Here is a 16,691-nt window from a genome sequence, read left to right on the forward strand (position 1 = left end):
TGCGAAGGTTCTGAAAGAGAGGGGGAGGGAAACCTTGAAGGAGAGCCGGCGGAATCAACTGGACGATTTGTATCGCCATTATGCCAGGCCGCTTTATTACTATTTATATAAGATGTCCGGTTCAAAGGAAACGGCTGAGGATTTAACGCAGGAGACTTTCGTCAGGGCAACGGTTTCTCTCTCTTTCTATCAGCAGGAGGATGTCAGGGCGTGGCTTTTTAAAGTAGCCAGAAATGCCTATTTGGATGAATGGCGAAAGCGGCAGAGAAGAAAAAAGATTCCCTTTGCCGATTACATATTTCCCATGGATGAAATGACGAGTCCATTTGGGCTGCCGGAGGATTCAGCAATAAAAAGAGAAACAAGAGAAAATGTTGAAGATTTGCTAAGCTGCTTGCCGGAGCAATATCGCTCTATTTTGTATTTAAGAGAATTTGAATCCTTTAGCTATAGTGAGATAGAAGAAGCACTCGATCTATCAGTAAATCAGGTGAAGGTAACACTGCATCGGGCGCGGAGAAAGCTGGCACAGCTGGCCGATGAACAATGGAGGGAGAAAAATGACTGACTGGAACAAGGACCGCGAAAAGAAGATCATGACCAGGTATCGTTTTACGTTAACGATTAGAGTCATACGAGTTCTAGCTGCCTGCCTGCTGCTTTTCTGGGTCTATATGATGGCGGTGAATATAATATCTGATGCCAATCATAGTGAGAGGAAGCATACGTTCTACAGCAAGGTTGCAATGGATTGGAAACAGCCGAATCTGCATGAGGATTTTGGCGGAATGACAACAAAAGAAGTTACCCCGTTTATGACACAGAAAATCTCATACCCTATTACGCGCAAGGTTGGGCGGGAATATCAGGCTGTTGGAGAGGTTCAGCTCGAAAAAAGGCTATTTAATACCTATTCAACCCTAAACATTCAGCGGTTTGAGCCTAATACAGAAAGCATTTATCGCTTTTACCTGCCTGAAAACCCTAACAGTGGTACGAAACTATCAGGTCAAGGGAATCCAAATGTGTGGTCCGCATTGGATAAAATCCATGAAGGCACAGTGGGAGAAATGTCGTTTTCTACAAAATCATTCATGGAGCCAGAAGAACTGCTTGAACTGTTAAAGCCATATGACCTCGAAGTTCTTTGGATGCCGCTATATACAGGTGAACTGAAAGAATTCAAGACCGGATATGGCGGTGGAGGGGATTCAATCGAACTATCCTCTATTTATGGCCTCACAGGCGGCAGGGAAGCGGGCGATGATTATATGTCAGAATCAAAATTATCACTGACAGAGGAATTTATGGACGAAAACAAAGCCATCATGCTCAAACAGATGGAAAACCTTTTAAAAAATGAATCACAAAGCTATTATGAAAATTTCTTAGGGCTTGATCACCTCGAAGAACGACATAACTATCTAAAAGAAAATGACTTCAGCGTATACGGCGCTGTCGTAACCGGCCCGGTAAAAGAACTATTAAAGCTGAAAGAAGAAGAACAAATCCGAGGTGCCCGCCTCGGCGAATTGGATTACTGGAACTGGGAATAACAAGATGGTGACAGGTACCTATATCAGTTAAATGAACTGGTTTAGGTACCTGTCACTTTTTTTAAAAACATGATAAAATAAAAAAGAATTTTTACAAAAGAACGATACATAGAAATGTGTATGCGTCTTATAGGCGCTGGGACTGGACAGCTGTCTAGTTCTGAAAGGTTATACTTCTAACCAACAAAAAGTGTGTTGAGGAAAAGGGAGGATTCTTATGAAGCATTTAGTACAGCAGGACGAGCAGGTTTTCAAGTCAATTCAAGATGAGTTGGGACGCCAGAGATCAAAGATTGAATTAATCGCTTCTGAAAACTTTGTCAGTGAAGCGGTAATGGAAGCACAGGGTTCCGTTTTAACGAATAAATATGCTGAAGGCTATCCTGGCCGACGCTATTATGGCGGTTGTGAACATGTAGATGTGGTCGAAGATTTGGCCCGTGACCGCGCGAAGCAAATTTTCGGAGCTGAGCATGTGAACGTGCAGCCGCATTCAGGCGCACAGGCGAACATGGCTGTTTATTTCACTGTATTGGAGCAGGGTGACACTGTTCTTGGTATGAATCTTTCCCACGGGGGACATTTAACACACGGAAGCCCTGTTAACTTCAGCGGCGTTCAGTATAATTTCGTGGAGTATGGTGTGGATGAAGATACACATCGCATCAACTATGAGGATGTGCTTGAAAAAGCCCGCCAGCATAAGCCGAAATTAATTGTAGCGGGTGCAAGTGCTTATCCGCGTGAAATTGATTTCAAACGTTTCCGTGAAATTGCGGATGAAGTAGGCGCGATGCTAATGGTTGATATGGCTCATATCGCAGGACTTGTGGCAGCTGGGCTTCACCAGAATCCGGTTCCGTTTGCGGACTTTGTTACAACCACTACTCATAAGACGTTGCGCGGACCGCGCGGCGGCATGATTCTTTGCAAAGAAGAGTATGCGAAGAAGATTGATAAATCCATTTTCCCTGGTATCCAGGGTGGTCCATTAATGCACGTAATTGCTGCAAAAGCTGTTGCTTTCGGCGAAGCACTTCAGGAAGATTTCAAAACATATGCAGGCAATATCATTTCCAATGCCAAAAAGCTGGCTGAAGCATTGCAAAGTGAAGGAATTGACCTTGTTTCCGGCGGCACAGACAACCACTTATTATTAGTTGATCTTCGTTCCCTTGGCTTAACGGGTAAAGTAGCTGAAAAAGTGCTTGATGAGGTAGGCATTACGGTCAACAAAAATACAATTCCTTTTGATCCAGAAAGCCCATTCGTAACAAGCGGTGTCCGCATTGGTACAGCGGCTGTTACATCCCGCGGCTTTGGCGAAAAGGAGATGGAAGAAATCGCGTCCATCATTGCCTTCACATTAAAAAATCATGAAGATGAAGAGAAGCTTAAAGAAGCCAGCCAGCGTGTTGAAGCTTTAACAAGCAGCTTCACTTTATATCCTGAAAAATAATAAAAAGCAGCCGGTCTCTTTTGCGGGGACCGGCTTTTGTATGCAAAAAACAGATATAGGGAATCTTAGAAAAATGACTTTTCCTTTACAAAAGCGAATCATAGTTGCCGATGGAACTGTTTTTCTGTAAAATTAGACGAAGTGTGGTTCGACTCATTCTGCATATTGAAAAGGAGAGATACTCATGGCAAAGGTTTACGTTTTTGACCATCCATTAATTCAGCATAAGCTTACATACATTCGTGAAAAAAGTACGGGAACAAAGGAATTTCGCGAGCTTGTCGACGAAGTGGCAACACTTATGGCATTCGAAATCACTCGTGATATGCCGTTGGAAGAAATCGAAATTGAAACACCTGTCAGCTTAACAAAATCAAACGTATTATCAGGCAAGAAGATTGGAATTATCCCGATTTTACGTGCTGGAATCGGTATGGTTGACGGCATCCTGAAGCTGATCCCAGCTGCAAAGGTAGGACACATTGGCTTATACCGCGACCCGGAAACATTGCAGCCGGTTGAATACTATGTAAAGCTTCCGAGTGATGTGGAAGAAAGAGACTTCATCGTAGTCGATCCTATGCTTGCAACTGGCGGTTCTGCTGTTGAAGCCATTCACTCTCTTAAAAAGCGCGGCGGCAAAAACATCAAATTCATGTGCCTGATTGCAGCTCCTGAAGGGGTAGAGGCAGTGAAGGAAGCACACCCTGACGTTGACATTTATATTGCAGCATTAGACGAAAAATTGAACGAAAAAGGCTATATTGTCCCTGGTCTTGGAGATGCAGGCGACCGTTTATTCGGTACGAAATAAGTTTAAACATCTTGCAGCAGACGAAAGATCTTATATCTTTTAAAAAAGGAAGGTGCTTCGAATGAATCGCCCGATTAAAGTAATGACGATTTTTGGGACAAGGCCTGAAGCCATTAAAATGGCTCCGCTTGTTCTGGAACTGCAAAAACATCCTGATCATTTTGAATCCATTGTAACCGTAACAGCACAGCATCGTGAAATGCTCGATCAGGTTTTAACTATTTTCAAGGTTACACCAGATTATGACCTGAATATCATGAAAGATCGCCAGACACTCGTGGATGTGACAACGCGCGGACTGGAAGGCCTTGATAAAATCATGAAGGAAGTAAAGCCCGATATTGTGCTTGTTCATGGCGATACGACCACTACCTTCATTGCGAGCCTTGCTGCATTCTATAATCAGATAGAAGTCGGCCATGTTGAAGCTGGATTGCGTACATGGAATAAGTACTCTCCATTCCCTGAGGAAATGAACCGCCAGTTAACAGGCGTTATGGCTGATCTTCATTTCTCGCCGACAGCGAAGTCAGCTGAAAACCTTTTAAATGAAAACAAACGGACCGAGAACATTTTCATTACAGGAAATACAGCGATAGATGCACTTAAAACAACCGTTAAGGACGAGTATCATCATGAAGTGCTTGAAAAAGTCGGCGATGACCGCCTTGTGCTGCTGACCGCACACCGCCGTGAAAACTTGGGCGAACCGATGAGAAACATGTTCAAGGCAATTAAGAGGCTTGTGGAAGAACAGAATGACATTCAAGTGGTTTACCCTGTACACCTAAACCCTGCTGTAAGGGAAATCGCTTCTGAAATTCTAGGTGACGACAACCGAATTCATTTAATTGAACCGCTTGATGTCATTGATTTTCACAACTTTGCATCCAGAGCCCATTTGATTTTAACAGACTCAGGCGGAGTTCAGGAAGAAGCGCCATCGCTTGGCGTGCCTGTACTTGTACTGCGTGATACAACGGAAAGGCCTGAAGGGATTGAAGCGGGTACCCTAAAGCTTGCCGGTATCGAAGAACAGCCAATCTATGAACTGGCCACAGAGCTTTTAACTGACCAGGCTGCGTATGAAAAAATGGCTAAAGCCGTAAATCCATATGGAGACGGGAATGCTTCAAAACGAATTTGCGAAGCCATCTGCTATCATTTCAAGCAGGTAAGTGAACGGCCGGAGGACTACAAACCGCAAAACTAATAAAAGTGCACCTATTAAAATGACTGCCTATAGCAGCTTTTGATAGGTGCATTTTTATCGGAAAAATGACCGATGCATGTTAAAAGGGGAGGGGAGGAGGCAGAAAATCCCGAGCAAAATCAAGTAGTTGAAATGTTGGTAGTTAGGTGGTTGAAAGTGGTTAGATTGTTGAAAGCGCTGATTATTGGTAATTAATAGTTTTTTAAGTTAAAAGTCTCTTTTCTGCAGGAGCTGATAAAGCTATGATAGAATATATAGAGGATAGGAAGCGGTTTTATATGTATAAATATATGTGGTTATTATGTTGGTGGTTGGATGGTTGAAAATTGTTTCTGTGCAAGAGTGTTGATATAACAGTGTTTTAGGACGATTGAACTGTTAAGGTCTGTCGGGGTCATGGGGGAGTATTTTTAATTGCAGCCATTTCGATGGGGTAATGAAGGGGCTGCGAAATGAAGCGTGGTGGTTTTGTTGGCGGTTAGGTGGTTGATAATGAACACTGCCCATCAATTGCCGGTTGATCCGCAATAAACCAAGAAAGGTGCTGAGGACGTTGGCAAATCAATATTTGACAATGAAGGAGCTCAAAGAAGCACTTCCGGAGATACCTGAAAATAGTTTAAAACGTTATTTGCAGGAGCATGCAGAATACATAAATTTCAAAAAAGAACATAATCGCTATAAAATACAGGCTTCAGAAATTGAGAAGCTGAAATTAATCAGGAAATTATATTCAGATGGTTTAAAGAAAGAAGAAGTAACCACCAAGCTTGAAGAAGCTGGATTCCCTGTCACCATTACAGTGGAGGATGAGGAGGAAAGCAGCAGCACATCGCTTATGAATGTTAATCATGAGCTTACCGATATGAAAAAGCTTGTCAGTTTTCTAGTCCAGCAAAATGAACAATCCCGCCTTCAGCAAAATAAGATCAGAGAGCAAAACAAACAACTGATCCATGAAGTTCAAGAGCTCAAACAGACGATCGACGATCTAAGAATGGCCCATGAACAAGGGAATGAGCAAGAAAGTGAAAAAGTCACTTCTCTTTATGAAAAGCTCATGGCAACGCAGAAGTCAGTGGAGGAAGTAGCGATTGCAGTGGAGGCTGAAAAGAGCAAAAGCATTTGGCAAAAGCTATTTGGTAAGTAAAGTCAGGCCTGTTTGGGAATTTAACGTTTAAACGGATAGCAACAGGGTATTGGCATAATGATTTTAAATACCCGGGAGGTTGAATAAATGAGAGCTTTGGCTATATTAGAGGCAGTTTTGATTCTCTGGATCATCTTGTTGCTTGGATCATTAATGGGAACCTTCATGTCAGAAGGTTTTATTGCCTTGGTATTTAAGCTGGCAGAAGGCGAAGGCGTCGCCCTCACATTATTATTAATTTTTGCAACTATCATTGATATGTGGAGAGATAAAAAGCGCGATCGTTTAATTCAAAAAGGAAAGCTCGAACCGAATCAGTTATTTTAATACATATGAAGTGCCCCAGCGCTTCATGATTGGCGTCAATTTTTCTAAGTAAAACAAACACGCATACTCACCCCTTAATCAGCCCACCCTAAAATAAAAAGAGGGTGGACTTTTTTATGAAGAAATTCTTGGTGACTTTTACAATCATGCTAATAATATTAGGCCAAACTCCTGTCTCAGGCCGCACTCTTTCACACCCTCCTCTTCCGAAAGAATCACCTGATATCGAGAAGGTGGCTATTGTTGTCCTTGAAGAAGAAAAGGATAACCTGGAAATAAAAAGACTGATCGAGCGTAATCCGGAGCTGCAAATCAGGCATGTATACAAACATGCTCTAAATGGTTTTTCTGTTAAAGGGAAGCAGTCTGCTTTGGACAAATTGCTTAATAAAGAGGATGTTTCCGCTGTTTCCCCGGTTAATACCTATTATGTTCATTCAGTTGATAACATCAAGCTGATTGGTGGTATAACCGCTAGAGGGTTTTATGATCAAAACAACCAGCGCCTGACCGGCAAGGGGGTAAAGGTTGGTGTCATTGATACGGGCATTGATTATAACCACCCTGACTTAAGAAGAAGTTACGGCGGCGGTCATGATCTGGTGGATAATGATAAGGATCCGATGGAAACGAAAGCAGCTGGGGGGCAGGGCACACTGCACGGCACCCATGTGGCTGGCATCATAGCTGCAAATGGAAAAGTTCAGGGTGTGGCGCCAGAAGCGACGATTATCGCTTACCGTGCACTGGGGCCAGGTGGCAGCGGGACAACGGAACAGGTAATTGCGGCTATTGACCAGGCCATAAAGGACAAGGTGGATGTACTAAATCTTTCCTTAGGAAATAACGTAAACGGGCCCGACCTTCCAATCAGCCTCGCACTTAATAAAGCAGTTGAAAAAGGAATTACGGCTGTCACCTCCTCGGGCAATTCCGGTCCAAATATATGGACAGTCGGATCACCAGGAACAGCATCGAAAGCAATCTCTGTCGGCGCTTCTACTCCGACCATGAAGGTTCCGTTCCTAAACATTGGCGGGCGAAAGATCAGGCTGGATCTTCTTCAAGGTTCAAAAGATTGGGCCTTCGATCGTTCCTATGAGATTATTTACGGGGGGATTGGGCGCAAGGAAGAATTAAAAAATGCTGATGGAAAGATTGTTTTAGTGGAAAGAGGCGAACTGACTTTTACTGATAAAGCGTTCAATGCGTTGGAAGCTGGTGCAGTGGGGGTTATCATTTTTAATAACACAAAGGGAAGGCTCTTTGGCAACCTGGATAGTGGAGTTCCGATCCCTGTTGCTGCTTTATCCAAGGAGGAAGGGGAAGAACTCAAAAAGCTTACAGAAAAAAGAAAGCTCCTCGGCCGCACTTATATAATAGAAGAAAAGGATATTTTGGCTGACTTTAGCTCACGCGGACCCGTAACTTCAACATGGGAAATCAAGCCGGATGTAGTAGCGCCTGGTGTAGCAATCAATAGTACGATTCCGGGAGGATATCTTCCTTTACAAGGAACAAGCATGGCTGCTCCCCATGTCGCGGGCGCTTGCGCCATCCTGAAACAGGCCCATCCTGATTGGGGGCCGGAAAAAATTAAGGCCGCGCTGATGAATACAGCAAAGCCGCTTGTAAACAATGAAGGAAAACTGTATAGAACCTACGAGCAGGGAGCCGGAAGGATTCAACTGGAGAAGGCATTGCGAACGGAAACGGTCGTCCTTCCAGCTTCCCTGCAGTTCGGAAAATTCCAGATTGCAGACCGGCTTCATGAGCACAAGAGTTATCTAACGATTGAAAACATTAGTAATAAAAACAAGTCTTATTCTTTTTCCATCCCGTATAAAGAACAGGGGATCAACTGGGAAATGCCAAAGTCTTTTCAATTAAAGCCAGGAGAGAATAAGAAGCTTGAAATGAAGATGTCGGTAGATCCTACATTATTGAAGAAAAAAATTTATGATGGGAACCTTTTGCTGGCTGCTGGAACAGAAGAGATAAGAATTCCATATCTCTATGTGCTCGAGGAGCCAAATTATCCTAGGGTGATGGGTTTCGGCCTTGGTAAGGGCGACAAAGAGGACACGTATAGATATGAAGTTTATTTGCCGGGAGGGGCAGAGGAATTCGGAATCGCGATGTTTGATTCAGAAAGCCTTCGCTTCATGGGTTTCCTGGACTGGAAAAAGAATGTAGGCAAAGGCCAGCTTCTTCAGGAGATTCCTGCGGACAAACTTCCAGGGCCAGGTTTGTATCTTGCTAAGGTTTTTGCAAAAAAAGCCGGCAAAGAAGATTGGATTGAGACTTATCTCTTTATTAGACCGGACGGTCAGATCGGAGAGCCGGAGCCTTCAGGAAATAGAAAGAGCTTAGTAAACGATTAGGCTGTGATCATGCTAATTGTAATTTTAGCACCCTGTTGATTGGAGCAGAAGGCGCGCGATCCTCGAAAATGCATTCGCCTTTTCTCGTGCGGTGTTAATTCAAGGATGTTTTTTCAATATCCTGCGGGAGTGCGGATCAAAGGGAGACCCCGCATGCGTAAAACGCCGAGGAGCGTAGGACCGCCCGCGGTTCACTAAGTGCCTGGAGCGGAAATCAACCGTGAATTTAACATAGTCAATCATGAGAAATAAAGCGTTACCAGGAGCGAAGCAGAAACTCGCTCCTTTTTCAATAGAATGGAAAAATTTAATTGTGATAAATCTGTGAACATACCATATTTTTACCTTTTTGTTTGTGAACTTTTTCACTCCAAACGCATTGACATTGACAAAGCCCTATTGTATGCTTACAAAGGGTAAAAGATGATAGGGTTTTCAAAATATTTGTGCAGACATATTTCCCACTTCTGCATGATGTAAATGTGATTAATTATGGCCTCAAAACCCACTTACCATTCTCTTAAGGGAGGATGCGTTTTTATGCGTCAAAAAGACCGCAACCCATTTAAGGCGATGGCCTTAATGTCCGCCATTCTTTCTCAATTAGTTGGTTCCACGCTCATTGGCATTTTCGCCGGAAGATGGCTTGACAGCAAGGCAGGAACCGAGCCGTTATTCCTATTAATCGGCTTGTTCATTGGATTGGGCGCTGGGATTTACGCCATGCTTCGCTTAATCCAACATTTCTTCACAGGAGAATAAACATCATGCCGGAAATCAAAGTAATTTTTCAAAGACAGCGAAAATACATATTCCTGTTGTTGTCTGTATACGTTCTCGGCTGGGGTTTTACGCCTTATCAATCTATTTTTCTTGGCTTGATCCTTGGTACAAGCCTAAGTCTGTTCAATTTGTGGCTGATGGCAAGAAAGACGCTGCAATTTGGAGAGGCGGTCGAGAGAGGTGAGAAGGTGCGCTCTCTTGGAACGGTATCCAGAATGGCTACGGCAGTTCTTGCTGTCATGATCGCTCTGGAATATCCGGAAAAGCTGCATCTGCTCAGTGTTGTATTTGGATTAATGACATCCTATATTGTCATTATGATAGATTATTTTCTTCAATCTTTTCATTTACGTAAATAGCGGGAAGAGAGGTGAACACTATTGCATCATGAAGCTCCTATAGTAGAATTTTTAGGATTGAATTTTAACTTATCTAATGTACTGATGATTACAGTGGCAAGTGCTGTTGTTTTCATTATTGCTTTGCTTTCCACCCGTCAGCTTGCCATGAAACCAGCTGGAATGCAAAACTTTTTCGAATGGATCATGGACTTTGTTAAGAATATCATTAACAGCACGATGGACTGGAAAACAGGCGGAAGATTCCATATCCTTGGATTAACCCTGATCATGTATATCTTTATATCAAACATGCTCGGACTTCCGTTTGCGATCGTCTACGATAACACTTTATGGTGGAAATCGCCGACAGCCGATCCGGTTATCACCTTAACTTTAGCGGCTATGGTTGTGGGGCTATCGCATTACTATGGCGTCAAGCTAAAAGGGGTAGGAGAATACGGCCGGGAATTCTTCAGGCCAATGCCTTTCTTGTTCCCATTGAAAATTATTGAAGAGTTTGCAAATACTCTAACACTGGGACTTCGTCTTTACGGTAATATCTACGCAGGTGAAATCCTGCTGACATTGCTTGTCGGAGGGCTTGCACATGCAGGGGTAGGCGGTATGCTTGCAGCCATCCTGCCAACAATTGTATGGCAAGGATTCTCAATCTTTGTCGGATCTATCCAGGCATTCATTTTCTGTATGTTAACAATGGTTTATATGGCACACAAAGTGAGCCATGACCATTAATATATACCTGTTCATTTTATGGACAAAACCTTTTAAACAAATAATTTTTTATACAATTTAAGGAGGAACTCAATAATGGGTCTTTTAGCAGCAGCAATTGCAATCGGTTTAGCAGCACTAGGTGCCGGTATCGGTAACGGTCTTATCGTATCAAAAACAGTAGAAGGTATGGCTCGCCAGCCAGAAGCTCGCGGTATGCTTCAAACTACAATGTTCATCGGGGTTGCGTTAGTAGAGGCTGTTCCGATCATCGGCGTTGTTATCGCGTTCATGGTTATCGGCGGTTAATTAATACTGTACAAATCGTTCAAAATGGCGAAGATCATTCTGTGAACCTTCGCCATTCCTTTATGTTTTTTTACCTGGAATCATAATTCGGATTCATGCATATGACTCCGTTTCATAAGTGAACGACTCTTGAAGGGAGTGAATCGAGGGTGTTAACAAACAGTCTAGTATTAGGCGCTGCAGGCGGCGGTTTCAACGGCGGGGACGTTTTGTACCAGCTGGTTATGTTCATCATTTTGTTGGCATTGCTGAAAAAATTTGCGTGGGGTCCATTAATGGGCATTATGCAGCAGCGTGAAGAGCACATTGCAAGCGAAATCGAAGCGGCTGAACAAAGCCGTACAGAAGCAAAAAAACTTTTGGAAGAGCAAAGAAATCTTTTAAAAGAAGCACGAACAGAAGCACAAGGCCTTATCGAAAATGCAAAGAAACAAGGCGATGTGCAGCGTGAGGAGATCATTGCGGCTGCCCGCACTGAGTCTAATCGCATCAAGGAATCTGCTAAGCTTGAAATTGAGCAGCAGAAAGAACAAGCGGTTGCCGCTATTCGCGAGCAGGTCGCTTCATTGTCTGTCCTAATTGCTTCCAAGGTTATTGAGAAGGAATTAAGTGCAGCTGATCAAGAAAAGCTGATCAATGAATACATTCAAGAGGCAGGAGAAAAGCGATGAGCAACTCCACGGTAGCAAAGCGCTACGCGTTGGCTCTTTTCCAGCTTGCGAATGAACACCAGCTTCTTGACCAAATGGAAGAAGAGCTTCGTGCAGTGAAAGAAGTAGTAAATCACAATTCAGATTTAAAAGCAGTATTAAAGTCTCCAAAGCTTCCAATTGAGAAGAAGAAAGAGATTTTACAAGGTGCATTTGCATCTGTGAACACTTATGTACTAAATACGTTAATGATATTAATTGAGCGCCACCGTGAAGATTATATCTCTGATGTGGCAGATCATTTTATAAGCCTTGCAAATGACAAAAAAGGGATTGCTGATGCGAAAGTCTACTCGGTTCGCCCTTTATCTGAAGCGGAAAAGGAAGCATTATCCGTATCATTTGCGGCTAAGGTTGGGAAAAAGTCACTTCGTATTGACAATATAGTTGATACTAACTTGCTCGGCGGCATCAAGCTTCGAATCGGAAACCGGATTTTCGACGGCAGCTTGCGAGGAAAGCTAGAGCGTCTTGAACGTCAATTGTTAGGCTAAGATTCGTAGATAGGGGTGAAACTCATGAGCATCAATGCTGAAGAAATCAGTGCGCTGATAAAAAAGCAAATCGAAAACTATCAGTCGGAAATTCAAGTGAGTGATGTAGGTACGGTTATCTCTGTTGGTGACGGTATCGCTCGTGCTCATGGCCTCGACAATGTCATGGCTGGAGAACTTGTTGAATTTTCAAACGGCGTTATGGGTATGGCACAAAACCTTGAAGAAAATAACGTCGGTATTATCATTTTAGGACCATTTACAGAAATCCGCGAAGGCGATGAAGTACGCCGCACGGGCCGCATCATGGAGGTACCGGTTGGTGAAGAGCTAATTGGCCGCGTGGTAAACCCTCTTGGACAGCCAGTAGATGGCATGGGACCAATTAACACAACAAAGACTCGTCCAATTGAAAGCCCGGCACCAGGTGTAATGGATCGTAAATCCGTACACGAGCCGCTTCAAACAGGTATCAAAGCGATCGACGCTCTTGTGCCAATCGGACGCGGACAGCGTGAGTTAATCATCGGTGACCGTCAAACAGGTAAAACATCTGTTGCAATCGATACAATCCTGAACCAGAAGGACCAGAACATGGTATGTATCTATGTTGCAATCGGACAAAAAGAATCTACAGTTCGTAACGCAGTAGAAACTTTACGTAAGCAAGGTGCTTTGGATTACACAATCGTTGTAACAGCATCTGCATCACAGCCTGCTCCATTATTATATCTTGCACCTTATGCGGGTGTAACAATGGGGGAAGAGTTCATGTACAACGGCAAGCACGTTCTTGTTGTGTATGATGACTTAACAAAGCAAGCTTCTGCTTACCGTGAGCTTTCATTGCTATTGCGCCGTCCTCCAGGTCGTGAAGCATATCCAGGGGACGTATTCTACTTGCACAGCCGCCTTCTTGAGCGTGCTGCGAAGTTAAGCGATGCGAAAGGTGCAGGTTCAATCACTGCGCTTCCATTTATTGAAACACAGGCAGGGGACGTTTCTGCTTATATTCCAACAAACGTTATCTCAATCACTGACGGACAAATTTTCTTGCAGTCAGATCTATTCTTCTCCGGTGTTCGTCCGGCGATCAATGCTGGTCTTTCTGTATCACGTGTAGGTGGATCCGCACAAATCAAAGCGATGAAAAAGGTTGCAGGTACTTTGCGTCTTGACCTTGCTTCTTACCGTGAATTAGAATCATTTGCCCAGTTCGGTTCTGACCTTGATAAAGCAACACAGGCAAAACTTAACCGTGGTGCCCGTACAGTAGAGGTTCTAAAGCAGGATCTTAACAAGCCGTTAAAAGTTGAGAAGCAGGTTGCAATTCTATATGCTCTTACTCGCGGCTTCTTAGATGACATTCCTGTACAGGATATTCGTCGTTTCGAATCTGAATTCCTTTCATGGTTAGACCATAACCGCAAAGATTTGTTAGACCATATCGTGAAAACAAAAGAACTTCCTTCTGATGACGATATGGCATCTGCGATTAACGACTTTAAGAAAACTTTCGCAGTATCCGAATAATAGAGCAGTTAGGGGCGGGGAGTGAATCCCCCCGCAGCTCGCATTCGGTTCTGACAAACTTGTATAAGGGTGGTGAGAACCTGTGGCATCATTACGCGATATAAAAAATCGTATTACTTCTACGAAGAAAACGAGTCAAATAACGAAAGCGATGCAAATGGTATCGGCTGCGAAAATGAATAAAGCAGAAATGAATGCAAAATCATTCGTGCCTTACATGGAAAAAATCCAAGAAGTTACTGCCTCCATCGCATTGGGAAGCAAGGATGTATCACATCCGATGCTGACTAGCCGCCCTGTGAAAAAGACTGGATACCTTGTTATTACGTCTGACCGCGGACTTGCCGGAGCATACAACAGTAACGTTTTGCGAAATGTCTACCAGACGATTCAAAAACGCCATAAATCACCTGATGAGTACGCAATCATTGCAATCGGACGTGTTGGCCGCGACTTTTTCAGAAAGCGCAATATGAACGTCATTCTGGATATCGTTGCAGTTGCCGACCAGCCTGCATTCGCTGAAATCAAAGATATTGCCAGCAAAACAGTTGGCATGTTCGCTGATGAAACATTTGATGAATTATATATGTATTACAGCCATTATGTCAGCGCGATTCAACAGGATGTAACAGAGAAGAAGCTTCTTCCGCTTACGGATATCTCATCTTCTAAAAAGCTTACATCTTATGAGTTTGAACCATCTGCTGAAGAAATCCTGAAAGTATTGCTGCCTCAATACGCTGAAAGCTTAATCTACGGAGCGCTTTTAGATAGTAAGGCAAGTGAGCATGCTGCAAGGATGACGGCTATGCAGAACGCAACGGATAACGCAAAAGAGCTTATCAACTCATTAAGCTTGAGCTATAACCGTGCACGTCAGGCAGCCATTACGCAAGAAATTACCGAAATCGTCGGCGGAGCAGCCGCGTTAGAATAAAACGAAAAGCGGAGAGGGCAGGTGATTTCTGCCTGTTCTCCATTATGTGAAATGAACGGAGGGAAAAAGATGAACAAAGGACGCGTTCTTCAAGTTATGGGTCCGGTTGTTGATGTAAAGTTCGAAAGCGGCCAGCTTCCTGAGATCTATAATGCATTGACAATCACAAATTCAGCGCGTAACGAATCTAATGTTGACATCAACTTAACCCTTGAAGTTGCCCTTCATTTAGGTGATGATACAGTTCGTACCATTGCAATGTCTTCTACTGACGGCTTAATGCGCGGAAGTGAAGTTATTGACACTGGTGCTCCTATTTCTGTACCAGTAGGTGATGTAACACTTGGCCGTGTTTTCAACGTGCTTGGTGAATCAATCGACTTGGATCCTGCAATTCCTGCAGATGCACGTCGCGATTCCATCCACAGAGAAGCTCCTAAGTTTGAGCAGCTTTCAACTGAAGTAGAAATTCTTGAAACTGGAATTAAGGTAGTAGACCTTCTTGCACCATATATCAAGGGTGGTAAAATCGGTCTATTCGGTGGTGCCGGCGTTGGTAAAACCGTATTAATCCAGGAATTAATCAATAACATCGCCCAGGAGCACGGCGGTATTTCCGTATTCGCCGGTGTAGGTGAGCGTACTCGTGAAGGAAACGACCTTTATCATGAAATGACAGATTCAGGCGTTATCAAGAAAACAGCGATGGTATTCGGCCAGATGAACGAGCCGCCAGGAGCACGTATGCGTGTTGCTTTGACTGGTTTGACAATGGCTGAATTCTTCCGTGATGACCAAGGACAGGACGTTCTTTTCTTCATGGATAACATTTTCCGTTTCACACAGGCAGGTTCCGAGGTTTCCGCGCTATTAGGCCGTATGCCTTCTGCCGTTGGTTACCAGCCGACACTTGCTACTGAAATGGGTAAATTACAGGAACGTATCACATCTACTAACGTAGGTTCTGTTACTTCCATCCAGGCGATTTACGTACCAGCCGATGACTATACGGACCCGGCTCCGGCTACAACTTTCGCTCACTTGGATGCAACAACTAACCTTGAGCGTAAGCTTTCTGAGATGGGTATCTACCCAGCGGTGGATCCGCTTGCTTCTACTTCCCGTGCATTATCACCGGAAATCGTTGGAGAAGAGCACTACGGAGTTGCGCGTCAAGTACAGCAAACATTACAGCGTTATAGAGAATTACAGGATATCATCGCGATCCTTGGTATGGACGAGCTTTCTGACGAAGATAAGCTAGTTGTATCCCGTGCGCGCCGTATCCAATTCTTCTTATCACAAAACTTCCACGTTGCTGAACAGTTTACTGGCCAGCCAGGTTCATACGTACCGGTTAAAGAAACTGTTAAAGGCTTTAAAGAAATTCTTGAAGGTAAGTATGATCACCTTCCGGAAGATGCATTCCGACTTGTCGGCCGAATCGAAGAAGTTATCGAGAGTGCAAAGAAAATGGGCGTAGAGGTCTAATTCTGGACCAGGAGGGTAAAAAATGAAGACGATTAAAGTCAGTGTTGTTACTCCCGATGGCCCGGTGTATGAATCAGATGTGGAAATGGTAAGTACGAAAGCTCAAAGCGGTGAGCTAGGAATTCTACCTGGCCACATTCCAATGGTTGCACCGTTACAAATTGGAGCCGTTCGTTTAAAAAACGGCGGAAAAACAGATTTCGTTGCAGTAAGCGGCGGGTTTTTAGAAGTTCGTCCGGAGCAAGTAACGATCTTAGCGCAATCTGCTGAACAAGCAGATGAAATCGATGTAGAACGTGCTGTACGTGCTAAACAGCGTGCAGAAGAGCGCTTGAACGAGCAAAAGCGTGAAAATATCGACTTCCGACGTGCAGAGCTAGCTCTTCGCCGTGCGATCAATCGTATCGAAGTTTCGGAAAGAAAGTTCTAATAAACATAATTAACACCCTTGGCTA

At 43.7% G+C, this 16,691-nt stretch carries 18 protein-coding genes; all 18 read left to right on the top strand.

Features of this window, described 5'->3' with window-relative positions:
- Positions 1 to 34 precede the first annotated feature (34 nt).
- The 18 genes from IQ19_RS19855 (at position 35) to IQ19_RS19940 (ending at position 16,666) form a co-directional block, all read left to right on the top strand.
- Positions 35 to 568, top strand: coding sequence for a sigma-70 family RNA polymerase sigma factor (locus tag IQ19_RS19855; RefSeq protein WP_144544381.1), 534 nt, complete (start codon positions 35 to 37; stop codon positions 566 to 568).
- Positions 561 to 1,556, top strand: coding sequence for an anti sigma factor C-terminal domain-containing protein (locus tag IQ19_RS19860; RefSeq protein WP_144544383.1), 996 nt, complete (start codon positions 561 to 563; stop codon positions 1,554 to 1,556). Before IQ19_RS19855 ends, IQ19_RS19860 begins: the two co-directional genes overlap by 8 nt.
- A gap of 217 nt (positions 1,557 to 1,773) precedes the next feature.
- The gene (locus IQ19_RS19865) at positions 1,774 to 3,015 is read left to right on the top strand and encodes a serine hydroxymethyltransferase (protein WP_144544385.1); all 1,242 of its coding nucleotides are present in this window, start codon (positions 1,774 to 1,776) and stop codon (positions 3,013 to 3,015) included.
- A 184-nt stretch (positions 3,016 to 3,199) separates the two neighbouring features.
- Positions 3,200 to 3,829 (top strand): uracil phosphoribosyltransferase, encoded by a 630-nt coding sequence (gene upp, locus IQ19_RS19870; protein ID WP_110063723.1) that lies wholly within the window; start codon positions 3,200 to 3,202, stop codon positions 3,827 to 3,829.
- A gap of 61 nt (positions 3,830 to 3,890) precedes the next feature.
- Positions 3,891 to 5,042, top strand: coding sequence for a non-hydrolyzing UDP-N-acetylglucosamine 2-epimerase (gene wecB / locus IQ19_RS19875; RefSeq protein WP_144544387.1), 1,152 nt, complete (start codon positions 3,891 to 3,893; stop codon positions 5,040 to 5,042).
- A 553-nt stretch (positions 5,043 to 5,595) separates the two neighbouring features.
- A complete protein-coding gene (locus tag IQ19_RS19880; RefSeq protein ID WP_144544389.1) occupies positions 5,596 to 6,192 on the top strand; it encodes a hypothetical protein in 597 nt (198 codons plus the stop codon).
- 87 nt (positions 6,193 to 6,279) lie between these two features.
- Positions 6,280 to 6,519: a hypothetical protein gene (locus IQ19_RS19885; protein WP_144544390.1), complete on the top strand. Its 240-nt coding sequence runs from the start codon at positions 6,280 to 6,282 to the stop codon at positions 6,517 to 6,519.
- A 116-nt stretch (positions 6,520 to 6,635) separates the two neighbouring features.
- Positions 6,636 to 8,903 carry a S8 family serine peptidase gene (locus IQ19_RS19890; RefSeq protein WP_144544392.1) on the top strand — a complete coding sequence of 756 codons (2,268 nt, stop codon included), beginning with the start codon at positions 6,636 to 6,638 and terminating at the stop codon, positions 8,901 to 8,903.
- A gap of 540 nt (positions 8,904 to 9,443) precedes the next feature.
- Positions 9,444 to 9,665 (top strand): AtpZ/AtpI family protein, encoded by a 222-nt coding sequence (locus IQ19_RS19895; RefSeq protein ID WP_048007940.1) that lies wholly within the window; start codon positions 9,444 to 9,446, stop codon positions 9,663 to 9,665.
- Positions 9,666 to 9,670: 5 nt separating this feature from the next.
- Positions 9,671 to 10,045, top strand: coding sequence for an ATP synthase subunit I (locus tag IQ19_RS19900; protein ID WP_144544394.1), 375 nt, complete (start codon positions 9,671 to 9,673; stop codon positions 10,043 to 10,045).
- Positions 10,046 to 10,066: 21 nt separating this feature from the next.
- Positions 10,067 to 10,780 carry a F0F1 ATP synthase subunit A gene (gene atpB / locus IQ19_RS19905; RefSeq protein WP_144544396.1) on the top strand — a complete coding sequence of 238 codons (714 nt, stop codon included), beginning with the start codon at positions 10,067 to 10,069 and terminating at the stop codon, positions 10,778 to 10,780.
- 75 nt (positions 10,781 to 10,855) lie between these two features.
- Positions 10,856 to 11,068, top strand: coding sequence for a F0F1 ATP synthase subunit C (atpE, locus tag IQ19_RS19910; protein ID WP_009332220.1), 213 nt, complete (start codon positions 10,856 to 10,858; stop codon positions 11,066 to 11,068).
- Between the two features lie 149 nt (positions 11,069 to 11,217).
- Entirely contained in the window at positions 11,218 to 11,739 is a 522-nt protein-coding gene (locus IQ19_RS19915; RefSeq protein ID WP_144544398.1) for a F0F1 ATP synthase subunit B, read from the top strand.
- Entirely contained in the window at positions 11,736 to 12,272 is a 537-nt protein-coding gene (locus IQ19_RS19920) for a F0F1 ATP synthase subunit delta (RefSeq protein WP_144544400.1), read from the top strand. Before IQ19_RS19915 ends, IQ19_RS19920 begins: the two co-directional genes overlap by 4 nt.
- 24 nt (positions 12,273 to 12,296) lie before the next feature.
- On the top strand, positions 12,297 to 13,805 hold the full coding sequence (gene atpA / locus IQ19_RS19925) for a F0F1 ATP synthase subunit alpha (RefSeq protein ID WP_144544402.1): 1,509 nt from the start codon (positions 12,297 to 12,299) through the stop codon (positions 13,803 to 13,805).
- 82 nt (positions 13,806 to 13,887) lie between these two features.
- Complete coding sequence (locus IQ19_RS19930) at positions 13,888 to 14,745, top strand: F0F1 ATP synthase subunit gamma (protein ID WP_144544404.1); 858 nt, start codon at positions 13,888 to 13,890, stop codon at positions 14,743 to 14,745.
- A gap of 69 nt (positions 14,746 to 14,814) precedes the next feature.
- A complete protein-coding gene (gene atpD / locus IQ19_RS19935; protein WP_144544406.1) occupies positions 14,815 to 16,236 on the top strand; it encodes a F0F1 ATP synthase subunit beta in 1,422 nt (473 codons plus the stop codon).
- 22 nt (positions 16,237 to 16,258) lie between these two features.
- Positions 16,259 to 16,666 (top strand): F0F1 ATP synthase subunit epsilon, encoded by a 408-nt coding sequence (locus tag IQ19_RS19940; RefSeq protein WP_110063735.1) that lies wholly within the window; start codon positions 16,259 to 16,261, stop codon positions 16,664 to 16,666.
- The last annotated feature ends 25 nt before the right edge of the window (positions 16,667 to 16,691 follow it).

This window comes from Cytobacillus oceanisediminis (assembly GCF_007830235.1).
Lineage (GTDB): Bacteria > Bacillota > Bacilli > Bacillales > Cytobacillaceae > Cytobacillus > Cytobacillus oceanisediminis.